Origin of the sequence: Microcystis aeruginosa NIES-2549 (genome assembly GCF_000981785.2) — a bacterium.
In the GTDB taxonomy this organism is placed as follows: domain Bacteria; phylum Cyanobacteriota; class Cyanobacteriia; order Cyanobacteriales; family Microcystaceae; genus Microcystis; species Microcystis aeruginosa_C.
In genome coordinates this window covers 3,626,533-3,641,308 of the sequence record NZ_CP011304.1, presented here as the reverse complement: position 1 = coordinate 3,641,308, position 14,776 = coordinate 3,626,533, and the positions used below count along the sequence as shown (strand labels likewise).

At 42.1% G+C, this 14,776-nt stretch carries 14 protein-coding genes and 2 pseudogenes; 4 read left to right on the top strand and 12 right to left on the bottom strand.

All coding sequences use genetic code 11. The features are described from left to right. Positions 1–6: 6 nt before the first annotated feature. Positions 7–1,145, top strand: a protein-coding gene (locus tag myaer_RS17930; RefSeq protein ID WP_103672896.1) for an IS630 family transposase whose coding sequence is annotated in 2 segments (ribosomal slippage) — positions 7–436 and positions 436–1,145 — 1,140 coding nt in all. Because the reading frame shifts where the segments join, the coding sequence is not laid out codon by codon here. A 105-nt stretch (positions 1,146–1,250) separates the two neighbouring features. Here myaer_RS17930 and larE read toward each other — a convergent pair. The 10 genes and pseudogenes from larE to myaer_RS22380 all read right to left on the bottom strand — a co-directional run bounded on the left by larE (position 1,251) and on the right by myaer_RS22380 (position 9,477). After that, positions 1,251–2,060 carry an ATP-dependent sacrificial sulfur transferase LarE gene (larE, locus tag myaer_RS17925; protein WP_046663070.1) on the bottom strand — a complete coding sequence of 270 codons (810 nt, stop codon included), beginning with the start codon at positions 2,058–2,060 and terminating at the stop codon, positions 1,251–1,253. Between the two features lie 215 nt (positions 2,061–2,275). After that, positions 2,276–2,536, bottom strand: coding sequence for a type II toxin-antitoxin system RelE family toxin (locus myaer_RS17920; RefSeq protein ID WP_002780565.1), 261 nt, complete (start codon positions 2,534–2,536; stop codon positions 2,276–2,278). Then, the gene (locus myaer_RS17915; RefSeq protein WP_002760368.1) at positions 2,537–2,752 is read right to left on the bottom strand and encodes a hypothetical protein; all 216 of its coding nucleotides are present in this window, start codon (positions 2,750–2,752) and stop codon (positions 2,537–2,539) included. It abuts the gene before it with no gap. A 96-nt stretch (positions 2,753–2,848) separates the two neighbouring features. After that, positions 2,849–3,544 (bottom strand): PEP-CTERM sorting domain-containing protein, encoded by a 696-nt coding sequence (locus myaer_RS17910; protein WP_046663069.1) that lies wholly within the window; start codon positions 3,542–3,544, stop codon positions 2,849–2,851. Between the two features lie 472 nt (positions 3,545–4,016). Next, complete coding sequence (locus myaer_RS17905) at positions 4,017–4,403, bottom strand: hypothetical protein (protein WP_008197417.1); 387 nt, start codon at positions 4,401–4,403, stop codon at positions 4,017–4,019. 149 nt (positions 4,404–4,552) lie between these two features. Beyond that, positions 4,553–4,894 (bottom strand): XisI protein, encoded by a 342-nt coding sequence (locus myaer_RS17900; protein ID WP_002793145.1) that lies wholly within the window; start codon positions 4,892–4,894, stop codon positions 4,553–4,555. Then, a pseudogene (locus tag myaer_RS17895) lies at positions 4,882–5,297 on the bottom strand (XisH family protein). Before myaer_RS17895 ends, myaer_RS17900 begins: the two are co-directional and overlap by 13 nt. 195 nt (positions 5,298–5,492) lie before the next feature. Then, the gene (locus tag myaer_RS17890) at positions 5,493–6,698 is read right to left on the bottom strand and encodes an argininosuccinate synthase (RefSeq protein WP_046663067.1); all 1,206 of its coding nucleotides are present in this window, start codon (positions 6,696–6,698) and stop codon (positions 5,493–5,495) included. A gap of 270 nt (positions 6,699–6,968) precedes the next feature. After that, the gene (locus tag myaer_RS17885) at positions 6,969–8,960 is read right to left on the bottom strand and encodes a DICT sensory domain-containing protein (protein WP_046663066.1); all 1,992 of its coding nucleotides are present in this window, start codon (positions 8,958–8,960) and stop codon (positions 6,969–6,971) included. Between the two features lie 382 nt (positions 8,961–9,342). Beyond that, the gene (locus myaer_RS22380; RefSeq protein ID WP_002736350.1) at positions 9,343–9,477 is read right to left on the bottom strand and encodes a hypothetical protein; all 135 of its coding nucleotides are present in this window, start codon (positions 9,475–9,477) and stop codon (positions 9,343–9,345) included. Between the two features lie 110 nt (positions 9,478–9,587). Between myaer_RS22380 and myaer_RS17880 the strand changes: the two are divergent. Continuing rightward, positions 9,588–10,775, top strand: a pseudogene (locus myaer_RS17880) (RNA-guided endonuclease InsQ/TnpB family protein). Positions 10,776–10,841: 66 nt separating this feature from the next. After that, on the top strand, positions 10,842–11,780 hold the full coding sequence (locus myaer_RS17875) for an SGNH/GDSL hydrolase family protein (protein WP_046663065.1): 939 nt from the start codon (positions 10,842–10,844) through the stop codon (positions 11,778–11,780). A 135-nt stretch (positions 11,781–11,915) separates the two neighbouring features. Here the strand turns inward: myaer_RS17875 and myaer_RS17870 are convergent, their stop codons facing one another. Continuing rightward, positions 11,916–13,043 carry a 5-(carboxyamino)imidazole ribonucleotide synthase gene (locus myaer_RS17870; protein WP_046663064.1) on the bottom strand — a complete coding sequence of 376 codons (1,128 nt, stop codon included), beginning with the start codon at positions 13,041–13,043 and terminating at the stop codon, positions 11,916–11,918. After that, positions 13,040–13,549 carry a pentapeptide repeat-containing protein gene (locus myaer_RS17865; RefSeq protein WP_046663063.1) on the bottom strand — a complete coding sequence of 170 codons (510 nt, stop codon included), beginning with the start codon at positions 13,547–13,549 and terminating at the stop codon, positions 13,040–13,042. Before myaer_RS17865 ends, myaer_RS17870 begins: the two co-directional genes overlap by 4 nt. Positions 13,550–13,819: 270 nt before the next feature. Between myaer_RS17865 and myaer_RS17860 the strand changes: the two genes are divergently transcribed. After that, entirely contained in the window at positions 13,820–14,683 is an 864-nt protein-coding gene (locus myaer_RS17860; protein ID WP_046663062.1) for a branched-chain amino acid ABC transporter permease, read from the top strand. The last annotated feature ends 93 nt before the right edge of the window (positions 14,684–14,776 follow it).

Genomic DNA, 14,776 nt, shown 5'->3' with positions numbered 1-14,776 from the left:
AAAACAATGCCAGCCAAACAATACATTGTCTGCTTAACTGAAGATGAACGCAAGAGTCTCAACAAACTAACCACAACAGGTAGAGCTTCCGCTAGAAAAATTAATCATGCTCGAATTTTACTGAAAGCAGATATCAATCAACCCGATGGAGGTTGTACAGATAAACAAATCAGTGAAGCCTTGAATATCAGTACCAGAAGCATTGAGAGAGTCAGACAAAGATTTGTGGAAGAAAGCCTAGAAAATGCACTTAACCCTCGTCCGAAAAAGTCATTAAAGCTCAAAAAGATAGACGGAGAAGCAGAAGCCCATTTAATCGCACTGGCTTGCTCACAAGTGCCTCAAGGTTATAACCGTTGGACATTACGACTACTGGCAGAGGAAATGGTAACTTTAGAATACATAGAAAGCATTTCTTATGAAACAGTGCGACAGGTCTTAAAAAAAACGAGATAAAACCTTGGTTAAAAGAATCTTGGGTAATTCCACCTCAAGCCAATGCCGAATTTGTCTGTCAAAGGTCAGAAGTGTTACAACTTTACACCAGCAACTATGACCCAGATTATCCCTTAGTTTGTTTTGATGAGACCTCAAAACAACTGATTTCAGAAATCAATTCGCCAATTGCTGCCGAACCGGGTAAGTCCGAACGTTTTGATTATGAATATCAGCGAGAGGGAGTTTCTAATTTATTCATGTTTTTTGAGCCGTTCACGGGTTGGAGATATATGGAAGTTACTGACCAACGTAGGATTGTTGACTATGCCCAACAAATGAAGTATTTAGTTGCTCAACGTCATCCTCAAGCCAAGAAAATTAAAGTAGTTCAAGATAATCTGAATACTCATGTCAAAGCATCTCTTTATCAAGCTTTTACCCCAGTCAAAGCAAGACGCATTCTGGATAAATTGGAGTTTCATTATACTCCTAAACATGGAAGTTGGTTAAATATGGCTGAAATTGAGTTGAGTGTTTTAAGCCGACAGTGCCTTGATCGGCGTATTGAAGACAAGGAAATCTTAACAGAAGAAGTAGCAGCTGGGGAAAAACGCAGAAATGAAAATTCTGCTCCTGTAGATTGGCGATTTACCACTGAAGATGCCCGAATTAAATTAAAAAGATTGTATCCGTCAATAACATCTTGACAGACCACCAGCTTGATTTTCTCACCCTGAGTGTGTGACTGCTCACCTCTTTGTAATAAACCTACACCTGTCAGCCCCCCACCCCCATCTCCCATCACCTCACTCCTAGAGGACTCGATTAAGCTTGCCGCTTTGATAACCTTCTAGATCGAGGGTGACATAGATAAAGCCTAATTTTTGCAGATCAGCGACTAATTCGCTTAAATTTGTCCGATTAATAAAGTCGGGGATTTCTGCTGCTGGTAATTCAATCCGTGCCGTATCGCCGCTCGATCGCACCCGTAATTGACGATAACCTAATTTTCGCAGATAAATCTCCGCCCGTCCGACTCTTTGCAATTTCTCCAGGCTAATTTCCTCCCCGTAGGGAAAACGGGAACTTAAACAGGGTTGCGCCGGTTTATCCCACCAAGGTAAATTTAAGTAACGGGATAGTTGACGAACTTCGCTTTTTGTGATAGCAATTTCCGCCAAAGGTGAACGAGCGCCGCGCTCCCTAGCGGCTTGGATCCCGGGACGATAATCCCTTAAATCATCAGCATTAACGCCATCGATGACGTAGGAATAACCACGAGCGAGAGCGAGGGGTTTAAGGGTGTCGTGTAGCTCACTTTTGCAGAAATAACAGCGATTAACGGGATTACTGGTGTAATTAGGGTTATTCATTTCCTCGGTTTCCACCAATTCATGCGGAATACCGATATAATCGGCCTGAGCGATCGCTTCTTCCAATTCTTCCGGCAGTAGGGAAGGGGAAACCGCCGTAATTGCCAATGCTTGACTCCCTAGCAGATCATAGGCCACTTTTGCCACTAGGGTGCTATCCACGCCCCCAGAATAGGCAATCAGAGCCTTTTCACTGGTTTGTAAGAGGTTTTGTAATTGTCCGAGTTTATCGAGTAATTGACTGTCCATGGCGGCGATTTTGGCAACTGGTTTAGGGAGACCATTTTTTATTATATGCCGTGCCGTAATTAATCAGGGCTACCGCTCGATTTATGCTGCCATAATTTTGTCAATAATTGGGCTGTCTTTGGCAATTTTTACTAGAAAATAATCTCGCTATTCTAAGGATAGGCGTTTAAAATGCGTCTTAGCTTATTGCTGATCCCAATTATTTTAGTAAGTATTTAGTCATAAACTTCACTTCTATGACCTACTCTAACAATAATAATTATCCTACTCTCTCGATCAAATTCATAAATAACCCGATAATCTCCTACTCTTAATTTGTAAAACCCTGACCATTCTCTCGTAAGAGGTAGGGGAGTTATCTGTTCAAAGTTGATAGCTAACCATTTAATTTTATTAAGAATCCTCAGTCTGATAAAATCTGTGATCAAATCTAAATCAGTTATCGACTCTGGTTCAAAAGTAACAGAATAGCTCATTTAAGGTTCTATCCCATATCTTTTATCCACCTCAGCTGCAGGAATAGTCGCTCTTCCTTGTAGTCTTTTTTGTTGGATTTCTAATAACTTTTCTTTAAAAGATTCCTTAACTTGTTTTCCCTCATCCGGATCACCAAAGTATTCATCTAGAGTATCATCTACTGTATTACGGATTAAACTTTGTAACTCTTGGGGAGTCATGTCTTTTATCTGCATATTTGCCCCTATTCAGAAAAGATAATTGACCTATCACTCCCGATTATATCAAGATATCGGGGCAACCCCTCTGTAGTTGCCCCTGCCAAGGATAATTTATCCCCGACGACGAAGGGAAGCGGCACCCAAGGCACCAACAGCAATTAAACCAACTATACTACTAGGTTCCGGGGTTGATACAGCACCGCCACCAGTAGCAGTGATATCCCCATTAAGAGCCACAAACCCACCCCCGGTAACATTAGCGGAGTTTTCACCATGGAAGTAGATAAAGGAGGAGTCAGCATTCAGTCCATAGAGACGGAACTGTACCGGGCCGGTTTGGGGTGCTAAACTGCTTAGATCAAAGCTGTAGGTATTAAAGCTATCTGTTAGGCTAACTTGTGTCCCTAAATTACTGGTGAACCCATCAACACTAGAGCGCAAGACCAAATCTAGCCGCGTTTCATCCTGCTTCGCATTGAGTTGCAAGTTAGTAAAATCGACTTGAAAACCTGCACCGGGTTGTACGGCAAATTCGACGTATTGGCTGGTATTAACAGTGCTACCTGTATTCCAACCGCCAGAACTCGTATTACCCAACAAGAAAGGAGGACCACCCAACCGATTTATCCCGGCGGTATCTAACCCAGTGCTGGTTATATTCGCACCTACATTATCCGCCGCTTTGGGATAGGTTGCCGTAAAAGCAGTAAATTCGTTCCAACCAGCTACTATTGCCGCTTGAGCAGGAGTAACCCCAGCTAACCCCATCAGAGTCAAGGGGGTTAAAATTGTCAGTAATTTTTTCATGGATTCGATGACAGTAATAGGAGAAAATTATGGTCATATTTAACGCTAGTTTTGCGCCAATATCCCACAGCAAAAAATATCACAAGGGGGGGGGGAAGTCAAGGGGTATTTAATCATCATTTTTTATTGATTTTTATGTTTAAGATAGTTTTGGATTATATAAATATTTTTGACTGGTTGCAAGGTTCTACCTTGGAATGCAGATAAGCGAGGTTCTACCTATACTTATTTCTTTGACCGAAATGATCACCTTCGCTCCTAGGTTCCCCCGCAATAAATTGACCTGGTGCATCTTACATTTGCAGGAATACCGACAATCAGCAATTATACTAAATCCGTTGAGTATAGGCTACTTATAAAGGAGAGAACCTCATGCAAAAGGGGGAATAAATAATCAGTTTTTAATAACCAGATTTAGTATTAGCTTGTTGGCGAATTTTATCTTTAATATAGTCGGGAATAGGGACAGGATTCATGCTTCTAAGGGTGAAATTAATCCTCTTTTAACCGCTTCATTTAATCCTTGTGCCTTCTTTAACAAGTTTATTTGATAAATTTGCATCAATGACCAAAGTTCCGTATTTTCAAAGGTTGATAAATCCCTCTCTTGTTGTTGATTGAGCAACTCGCTTAATCTTTGATCCTGTTCTGATGCCATTTGTAATTGAGTTAATTTGATAATTTCTTCATCTGATAATGAATTTAGGGATGAGATTTTTTCGCCTTGATAATTGGGACTAATAGAAAAAGCTATCGCTTCTACTAATATATCATTAAGATCACGGTTAATTGAATGGGCTAAGGATTGAGCTAGATTAAAAATCTCATCAGGTAAAGTTAAAGTAATTGAAATAGCCATAAACTTTTTTTATGCGGGTTTATAGAGATATTATAATTATACCTCAAATTTTTGTTACCCATAGGGATAAACTGGTTAAAAAGTAACAGAATAGCTCCTTTAAGCTTCTTTTATCAACCTCAGATTTCGAGGCAAGATTTACCGAGAACTTAACTCACAGCAAACCCAGTTAACTTACGAGTTTCCAGATCGTAAAAAGCTAAAACTATATCTTCTTTAGAAATACCCTCCCTTAATAATTCCGTAGCGATACCTTCCTCTGTCCAATCCTCCTCAATATAAATCTTCTCATTTTTAATCCTAATATGGACTTGAATATTCCTGATTTTTTTCTTGCCTTCCCAACCCATAAAAAGCCAAAAATACTGATCATGTATCTCGTCAAAAACCAGACAACTTTCTTGATCTAAATTAGCAGAACCAGAAACCCATTCGTGATATTCTGTTAATACTTTTTTAATGGCATTGCGATATTTTTCTAGTCTATCCATTGTAAAATTTTCTCCTTTTCCATCTCAACAACCAGCAAAAGTAATTGATTTATTTTCACAATATCCTGAATTGATTCTCGTTGGAAAAAATTTTCATAAATGCTGTCTTTAATGGCTAGATAAATTTGATATTCTGGTTCGGTAAGACTGATTAAATTTCGATATAAAATATATTGTCCTAAAGCTATTTCAAAATATCTCATAGGTGAGGGACTTAAAAAGCTTTTGATTTCCACAACAATTTTACGTCCATTTCTTTCAGCAGCCAAAGGTTTTTCTGCTGCTAAATCAGCAAAAATTCAACATCTTTATATTTAATTTTATCAGGATCAGCTAAAATACTCCAACCGTCTTTAATTAAGGCATTTTTCACGGCTTCATGGTAAATATCTTTTGCTGGCATGGTTCTAAAAAAGTAATTTCATTAGTTATATTTAATTTTATTAACAATCCTAAGTCTGATAAAATCGGTGATCAAATTTAAATCAGTTATTTGTTGATTCCCCCCTGGTCCAGTCATAGTAGGGTTAATTCATGAATTAACCCTACCTTGGGAGGATCTGAATTAAAAACCACTTACTTAGGGGAGAATTGTTGATTACTTCCCTCTAGTTTTTTCAGCCCAAACTTTGCTGGGTAATCCCCAAACATAGATGAAACCTTCGGCAGCTTTATGATCAAATTGATCCTCGGCCCCGTAGGTAGCTAAATCGGGAGAATAGATGGAATTGACTGACTGACGACCGACCACTTTAGCGTTACCTTTAAACAGTTTGACTCGCACCGATCCCGTTACCTGTTCTTGGGTTTTGAGGATAAAAGCATCGATCGCTTCCTTTAAGGGACTGTACCACAATCCTTTATAAATTAACTGTCCGTAGGTCTCTTCAATTCCCCGTTTATATTGGGTAACATCTCCAGTTAAAGTCAAACTTTCTAAGTCCCGGTGAGCATCAATTAAAACTAATAAAGCTGGGGCCTCGTAAATTTCTCGCGATTTAATTCCCACTACCCGGTTTTCGATCATATCTAACCGACCAACACCGTGTTTACCCACTAGGTCATTTAATTGACTAATGAGCGTGACAGAATCGAGATTTTCTCCGTTTAAACTGACGGGAATTCCCTGATTAAAACCAATATCGACGTATTCCGGCTCGTTGGGAGTATCGGCGATCGCTTTGGTCATGAGATAGATTTCTTCCGGGGGTTCCGTCATCGGATCTTCCAAAGGACCGGCTTCAATACTGCGGCCCAACAGGTTACGATCGATACTAAAAGGCGAGGATTTTTTCACGGGGGACTCGATCCCGAATTTTTCCCCGTAGGCGATGGTTTCTTCCCGGCTCATGCCCCATTCCCTGGCGGGAGCGAGAACTTTTAAACTAGGATTGAGGGCCATAATGCCCACATCAAAACGCACTTGATCGTTACCTTTGCCGGTGCAGCCGTGAGCGACGGCATCGGCCCCGTATTTCTCGGCGGCCTCTACTAATAATTTAGCGATTAAAGGACGAGCCAGGGCGGTAGAAAGGGGATAACGATTTTCGTAGAGAGCATTAGCTTGAATTGAGGGAAAAGCGTATTCTTTGACGAATTCTTCCTGAGCATTGACTACTAAGGATTCGATCGCTCCGCAGCGCAGGGCCTTTTCTTGAATCGGGCCTAATTCGTCTCCCTGTCCTAAATCGGCGGCTAGGGTAATCACTTCTTCCACTCCCCATTCCTGTTTGAGATAGGGAATACAAACGGAAGTATCGACTCCTCCGGAATAAGCTAAAACCACTCTCTTGGCGCGTCCCATAATTTTTTCACCTAAAAACGACTAATTGATTACTCTTTTAAGTTTATTATATATCTTGGGTATTTGATGCTTCTTTTTTAATGCTTTTTTATTTAGTTTTTGATGAAGAAAAGGCATAGGAAGTCATACTAAATCCGTTAAGTATATGCTACATATCAGGATAGGCAAAAGGCAAGAGGCAAGAGGCAAAAGGGGGAATACATAATCAGTTTTTAATAACTGGATTTAGTATCACGAGTAAAGAGCCAAAACTAAACGGGCAACTGGCCGCTATTTACGTTTACTAGCAGGACGACGGGAGGATTTTTTCGGAGCGGTATTTGGGGGATTATCGTTAGTTTTATCTTTAAATATTGGAATAGTAAAATGAAACTGACTGCCGTTATTTTTGCCCCTCGATTCTGCCCAAATTTCGCCGCCCCAACCATTAACGATCTGACGACAGATAGCCAGTCCTAAACCGGTTCCCCCGGCACTGCGTCGCAGGGCCCCCTCCTCTTGGTAAAAGCGATCAAAAACCTGTTCTAAAAGATTGGGTTCGATGCCGCGTCCAGTGTCAGAAATGGTTACTTCTAGAGTTTTTGGTTTTCCCGAAGCGACTTCGATCGAGACATTTCCCTCCCGTCCGGTAAACTTACAGGCATTATCGAGAAGTTTGGAGAGTAATTCCACCAACCACTCGCCATCGGCTAAAACAAAGGGCAGATTAGGGGGGACAAGATTGATAATTTGTGGGTTTTCGTTGTCGAGATTGCAGGAGTGAACGTGACTGATGGCTAATTCCACACATTCCGATAGGGATAAAGCTTCGGGATTCCAATTAACCCGGCCACTTTCTAAGCGAGAAAGAGTTAAAAAATCTTGGATTAATTTACGCATTCGTTCCGCATCTTTCAGGGCAGTATCAAGCATAATTTGGCGCATTTCCGCGGGCATATCCGGTTCCGAGGCCAAACTTTCTAGACAGACTTGAATGGTGGAGAGGGGGGTGCGTAATTCGTGGCCGGTAATGGCGACTAAATTAGAACGAGTGCGATCGAGGGCGGCTAATTGTTCGTTTAAATCCTGTAAATTAGCGTAGGCTTCTGCTTGAATGAGGGCGACTCCGATTTGAGTGGCCACCGCATCCACAAGGGCGACATCCTCGCTTTTCCAAGTGGTGGTATCGGGTCCACAGTGATGCAGTTCCAACATTCCCAAGAGACGACTTTGGTAAAAAATCGGCACTAATAACCAGGAATAGATGGAACATTCCCGCACGAGATTTTGAATGGAATCGCCGGGGAGACGGGGATCGTGAATAGCGTCTTCGATTTTCAGGGATTCTCTCAATTCCAGCACTTCCTGAAAAAGAGGATTATTTTTCAGGGGCCATTTTTGTCCTTTGATGGAACTAATGCCGGAGTTTAAAAATTCGTGTTCGATGGTGGCGTTAATGTCGGCTTCCTTACAACGATAGACCACGCAGCGACAGACCCCTAATCCCTCGCCCAATTTCCGCACTGCCACCTGGAGGATATCTTCCGGATCGAGGGAACGACGGATCGCCGCTGTCACCGAGTTGATCAGTCTTTCCTTGTGTTCTTTCGATGCTAGGGAACGATTGGCTTTCAGCAGTTTATACTGTCCCGCTTGCAAATAAGTGACCAATCGCTGGACAAAGGGATCTGGTTCCTCTTGATGGTCCCTGTCCGTCAGTTCACAGATCAGGTATTCTTCTTGAGCGCGCCTAATTTTCTCCGCCAGTTCAGGACGATAATCGAGAATATGATTTAAAAGAATTTGGGCCGCCTGTTGACTTACATGGCGATCGCTCGTCCAAATCCCCTCAAAACGGCGATTATTATCCATAGCTGCCCTATTTTCCCCTTCGGCTACCAGATGGGTTCGTTCCCGACAGATCAAACAACTAGCATAATGGTGACCGATAACCACTAGATGCCATTCTTGGGCTAAACTGTCCTCCGGTTGAAAAGCGATCGTCTCGTAAATGTCGGAACTATGCTTAAAATCGGTTTCTGGGGCGGACAAAACATAAACTTGCCCGCTTTTGTGGGCAATGCGTCGATAGCGATGGGCCTCTTGACGATAAAAGCGCTCACGCTGAAAACTGGCAATCACTAATGGTTGATCGTCTTCCGCTAAAACCTGATCCTCCATGGCGTGGGATAGCGCGGTCAGGGATACTTTGAAGTACATCTGCGATCGCCATTGGGGGAGTAACTGCAACAGTTCTGTTAAAACAGAAGTTGATCTGCTCATCGATGATCTGTTTCGAGTCGAGTGTGACTAGCAAGCGCAATAGAGGGAACTAGCAATTTCTCCCTTGACCCTATCCTACAGGCTCAAGGGGACAAGAGGTGAGATCGTGATGGCAAGAAACTTAAACTGAGTGATGCCAAAAGTGAGCGAAATAATCTAGTTAACTAGATGTTGCTGAATAAATCTAAACCTTGTTGGGTAAGACTTTTAGACTTTTGGGAAATCAAAAAGTACCCGCCATTGGAGGGATCGGGGGGAAATTTTAGGGACTTTTTCCCTGAAAATTAGGTAATTTACCAGATGAAAATGGGTAAAACCCTACACCCTACACCCTACACCCTACACCCTGCCCCCACGAGAAACTTTTTGCCGCAAACCCTAACTAGATGTAGGCGACTTTCATTGCCCAAAGGATCAGAGCAATAATACTACCGATGACGATAATCGACGATATCGCCACTACTGCCGGTTTATCGGCTCCCTCGAATTTCATAATGCCACGATTTAAGTCTGACATTGCCCTTAACTCCTTTTCATCGAAAATTTGGGTCTGAAACCCCGCCGTTTTACGGCGGCTTTGCTGTTAAATATTAGCACATTTACGAAATATATGCTAAAATATAAGACATGGAAAAAGCCTATTCTTACCGATTTTACCCAACACCCGAACAAGAGTCGCTATTGCGGCGCACTTTGGGATGTGTAAGATTGGTTTACAATAAAGCTCTCCACGAACGAACACAAGCTTGGTACGAAAAGCAAGAAAGAGTAGGCTATGCTCAAACTTCTTCAATGTTGACCGATTGGAAAAAACAAGAAGAATTAGACTTTTTAAACGAAGTTAGCTGTGTACCTTTACAACAAGGGTTAAGACACCTACAAACAGCTTTTAACAATTTCTTTTCTGGTCGTACTAAGTATCCTAACTTTAAGAAAAAACATCAGGGAGGAAGTGCCGAATTTACCAAATCTGCTTTTAAATTTAAAGACAGACAAATCTATTTAGCTAAATGCACAGAACCTTTACCTATTCGATGGTCAAGACAAATACCAGACGGATGTGAACCAAGCACAGTAACAGTCAGATTACATCCTTCTGGACGTTGGCATATCTCAATAAGATTTGATGACCCAACAATTAAGCCATTACCAGTAACAGATAAAGCCATTGGAATTGACTTAGGAATTAGTAGCATTGTGATTACCAGCGACGGCGATAAAGTATCTAATTCTAAGCATTTTAAGAAACATTATCAGAGGTTGCGAAGAGCATAGAAAAATCTTTCTCGAAAACAGAAAGGGTCAAAAAATCGGGAAAAGGCAAGAATCAAAGTAGCCAAGATTCACGCTCAAATTACTGATAACAGAAAAGACCATTTACATAAGCTAACCACTCAATTAGTTCGTGAAAATCAAACGATTGTGGTTGAGAATTTAGCCGTCAAGAATATGGTCAAAAACCCTAAATTATCTCAGGCAATATCTGACGTTAGTTGGGGAGAAATTACCCGACAATTAGCCTATAAATGCCGTTGGTATGGGAGAAATTACATCGAAATAGATAGATGGTTTCCTAGCTCTAAAAGGTGTAGTAATTGCGGGTATATTGCTGAAAAAATGCCGTTAAATATTCGAGAATGGGACTGTCCAGACTGTGGGACTCACCATGACCGAGATATTAACGCCAGTAAAAATATTTTGGCCGCAGGGCTTGCGGTGTCAGTCTGTAGAGCGACCTGATGACCAGAACAGAGTAAATCTGTTAAGGCAGGTGCGAAAAATCCTTCGGGAAAGAAGCAGAAACTCAAATCGTGAGGTTTGGGAATCACCGTCCGTTTACGGCGGTGAGGATGTCAAAAATTAGCGAACTCTCATCTATCCGTGTTATTAGAAATTGGTATCATTCGGCTGTCTTTAATCATTCTAGGCGTTCTTTTCGCCCTTGGCCTTCTCCTTGAGGCTATTTTAAGAATTGTCTTCGGGTTCGGTAATCCGCTTATTTACAAAGCTGATGCCGAAATTGGCTATCTTTTGGCTCCTAATCAACAAACGCGCCGGTTTTCCAATTTTATCGCCGTTAATCAGTATTCGATGCGGAGCGATCCGATTACACCCCAACGGCCCCCGGAGACGACGAGAATAATGTTAATCGGTGATTCGATCGCTAATGGCTCCTGGTGGACAGATCAAAAAGAGACCATTGCTGCTTTAATCACCAAAAATTTAGGCCAAAATCTGACGGGTTCGGTGGAAGTTCTCAATGCTTCGGCTAATTCTTGGGGACCGCGCAATCAATCGGCCTATCTAAGACGTTTCGGCACCTTTGAATCCCAGGTGATCGTGTTATTAATGAACACCGATGATCTGTTCGCTTTAGCTCCTAGTTCGGCGGTGGTGGGACGAGAAATTAATTATCCCGCTCGCCGGCCGGCTTTAGCTTTAATCGAGTTGTACGATCGATATTTTAAGCGTTATCCTCCCTTGCCACCGGTGCGAGAAGGGGGCGATCGAGTGGGCAATAATTTAACCGCTCTGGCTCAAATTCAAGCCCTTGCTCAGGCTCATCAAGCCCGTTTAATTATCGCTATTACCCCCCTCATTCGCGAAGCTCAAAAACAGGGGCGAGATTATGAATTAAAGGCCCGTCAAAGACTAGCGGATTTCACCAGCAACCAGCAGATTTTTTATCTAGATTTTCTGCCCATTTTTCAAGCTCATCCTACTCCTGATTCCCTCTATCGCGATAATATTCATCTTAGTCGAGACGGTAACGAGTTAATTAGTCAAAAACTGGCCGAGGCAATCAAAAAGGTCTTTTAATTAGGGTTTACTGAATCAGTTATCAGTTATCAGTTATCAGTTATCAGTTATCAGTTCACTGTTTACTGTTTACTGTTTACTGAAAATACTCCCCACTCCCCAATTCATAATTCATAATTCATAATTCATAATTCCCTAACAACCATACCAAAGCTTTTCTATCTGCTTTGCTAGGGCCAATAACTCAGAGCGATCGCTTGTATCCCTTAAGAGGGTGACATGGCCTAATTTTCGACCGGGACGGGATTTTTTACCGTACCAAAAAACGTGAGCGTCTGGAATTGCCGCTAAAACTGCTCTTTTTTCCCCATAATCGCCGTCACTATCCTCAAAACCCAATAAATTAACCATAACTGCCCCAGCAGATTTTAAGTCCGTGGCTCCGAGGGGCAAATTAGCCACTGCTTGCAGTTGTAGGGCAAATTGGGAGGTAAGACAGGCAGAGAGGCTGTAATGACCCGAATTATGGGTACGGGGAGCGATTTCATTAATCAATACCTCTCCCTGCGGAGTGACAAATAATTCGATTCCGAAAACACCCACCGCCGACAAACTACTTAACAGATGATGGGCGATAGATTCGGTTTGAGCCTGTAAAGATTGGTTAAGAGCGGCGGGAGCAATCACCCAGCGACAGACTTGCTCCTCTTGATAGGTTTCCACCACGGGATAGGTGACGATTTCCCCGGTTAATCCCCTAGCGGCAACGATGGCTAATTCGCGCTCGTAGGGAATATAAGCTTCTAACATCAAGTCAAGACGCTCTAATTGCGGCTTTTTGGCGTTTAATTCTTCAGGAGTGCGGATAATAAAGGTTCCTTGACCATCATAACCGTGTCGTCGCGCTTTCAGCACTAGCGGAAAAGGATAATTTTCTAGTTGGGATAAATTATCTATCGCCCAAAAATCAGGCACAGGCAACCCTAGGGAGCGTAAATAACATCTTTGCTCGTATTTATCCAATAGGGGGCGCAGATTTGCCAAACTAGGATAGAATTTAACTCCTGTGGCCTCTAATTCTTCTAGGGCATCTAAATTAACAAACTCATTTTCAAAAGTGATCAGATCACAATGTTGAGCTAGTTTTTTTGTGCCTTCCACGTCAGCTATTTCTGCGAAGACAACCCCGTCAGCTAAAGCAACGGCGGGATCGTCGGGGTGTGGTGTTTGTACAATTAGAGAAATGCCTAATTTCTTGGCTTCCTGTGCCATCATCCATGCTAATTGTCCACCACCAATAACACCAACCCTTGTGTGCATCATTGATCACATCCTAAAGATTCCGGGGTAGAGATGCCGGTTTTTGAGTTGACACCCTCGGCTCTTTCACAGAGATTTTTGATTTGTTGAGCGTCAAGCACGGCAAAACTAAAATCAGCACCGTTGATATTGACTCCCTCGAAAATGGTACGCAGCATAATTGCCTCGGCAAAAATGGCATCGCTTAAATCGGAATTTTTAAAGGTACTCAGATAGGCTAATCCATTGGTTAAGTCCGCTCCATGAAAGTTGCCTTCGATGATAGAGGCTCCGTTAAACACCGCCCCGCGCAAATCGGCAGAGCTAAAGTTAGAATCTTGCAGATTAACGTTAGTAAATTGGGCAGATTGCAAATTTTGTCCCGAAAAATCCTTTCCTGTCAGATTCTGGTTTTCATAACTGGCATTAGCTCCTGTGACAGCAGCAGAACTGGCAGCTAAGGCATTGACAGGAGATAGGATAAATAGTAGGACAAAAAAAGCGATCGCTAGTCGAAAGATAGTCTTCATTGGCGGAAAATTCCATCAGTGGGCATTCTTGATTTTATAGCAGTAAGTCATCAGCCGTCAGCTTTTCACCGGCCGCGAGAAATTGCTGGCACACAAACCTTTATAATGGCTGTCTAGGCTTATACTGCCATGCAATTTGGTCTAAACAAAAATATTTAAGCCACAGGCCCTCAGCTTTCAGTTAAATAAAGTAAAAGACAAAAGTTAATTAATTTTCTCTCTCCTGACTCCTATTTCTAAGGACAATTTCTGATTTATACAAGAGGTTTGATGGATACACCGCAACTTTTATTCAATGGTTTAGCCGTCGGCAGTATTATTGCTCTGGCTGCCGTCGGGTTAACCCTTACCTGTGGCATTTTGCGTCTGTCTAATTTTGCCCACGGCGATTTTATGACTTTGGGTGCTTACATAACTTGGGTGGTAAATGCTCAAGGGATTAATCTCTGGTTAGCGATGCTGGTGGGGGCAGCAGTGACAGCTATTGCTATGCTCGTTGCCGAGAGATTATTGTGGAAACCTATGCGCGATCGACGGGCTGATTCTACCACTTTAATTATTATTTCGATCGGTTTGGCTTTATTTCTTCGCAATGGTATTTTAATGATTTGGGGCGGCAGTAATCAACGCTACGATCTGCCTGTGATGCCCGCTACAGAAATTTTGGGGATTAAAGTAGCTTTTGATCGTTTGTTAGTCATTGGTTTGGCAATTATAGTTATTATTGCCCTCCATTTGTTATTACAAAAAACCAAAATCGGTAAGGCGATGCGTGCCGTAGCTGACAGCACCGATTTAGCTAGAGTAACCGGAATTAACGTCGAATGGGTTGTTTTCTGGACATGGATAATCACGGGAGTTTTAACTGCTTTAGCCGGAGGGATGTTCGGATTAATTACCGGGGGAGTACGTCCCAATATGGGCTGGTTTTTAATCTTACCCATGTTTGCGTCCGTGATTTTAGGTGGTATTGGTAATCCCTACGGAGCGATTGCTGGTGCTTTAATTATTGGTGTTGCCCAAGAAATTAGTGTCCCCTTAATTGGTTCTGATTATAAATTAGCCGTGGCTTTATTAATTATGATCTTGCTGTTATTATTCCGTCCCCAAGGTTTATTTAAAGGCACGGTTTAACAGTTATCAGTTATCAGTTATCAGTTATCAGATGTAAGTTTTAAGTTATCAGATGTAAGTTTTAAGTTATTTATTTATTTATCTTCATCTTTA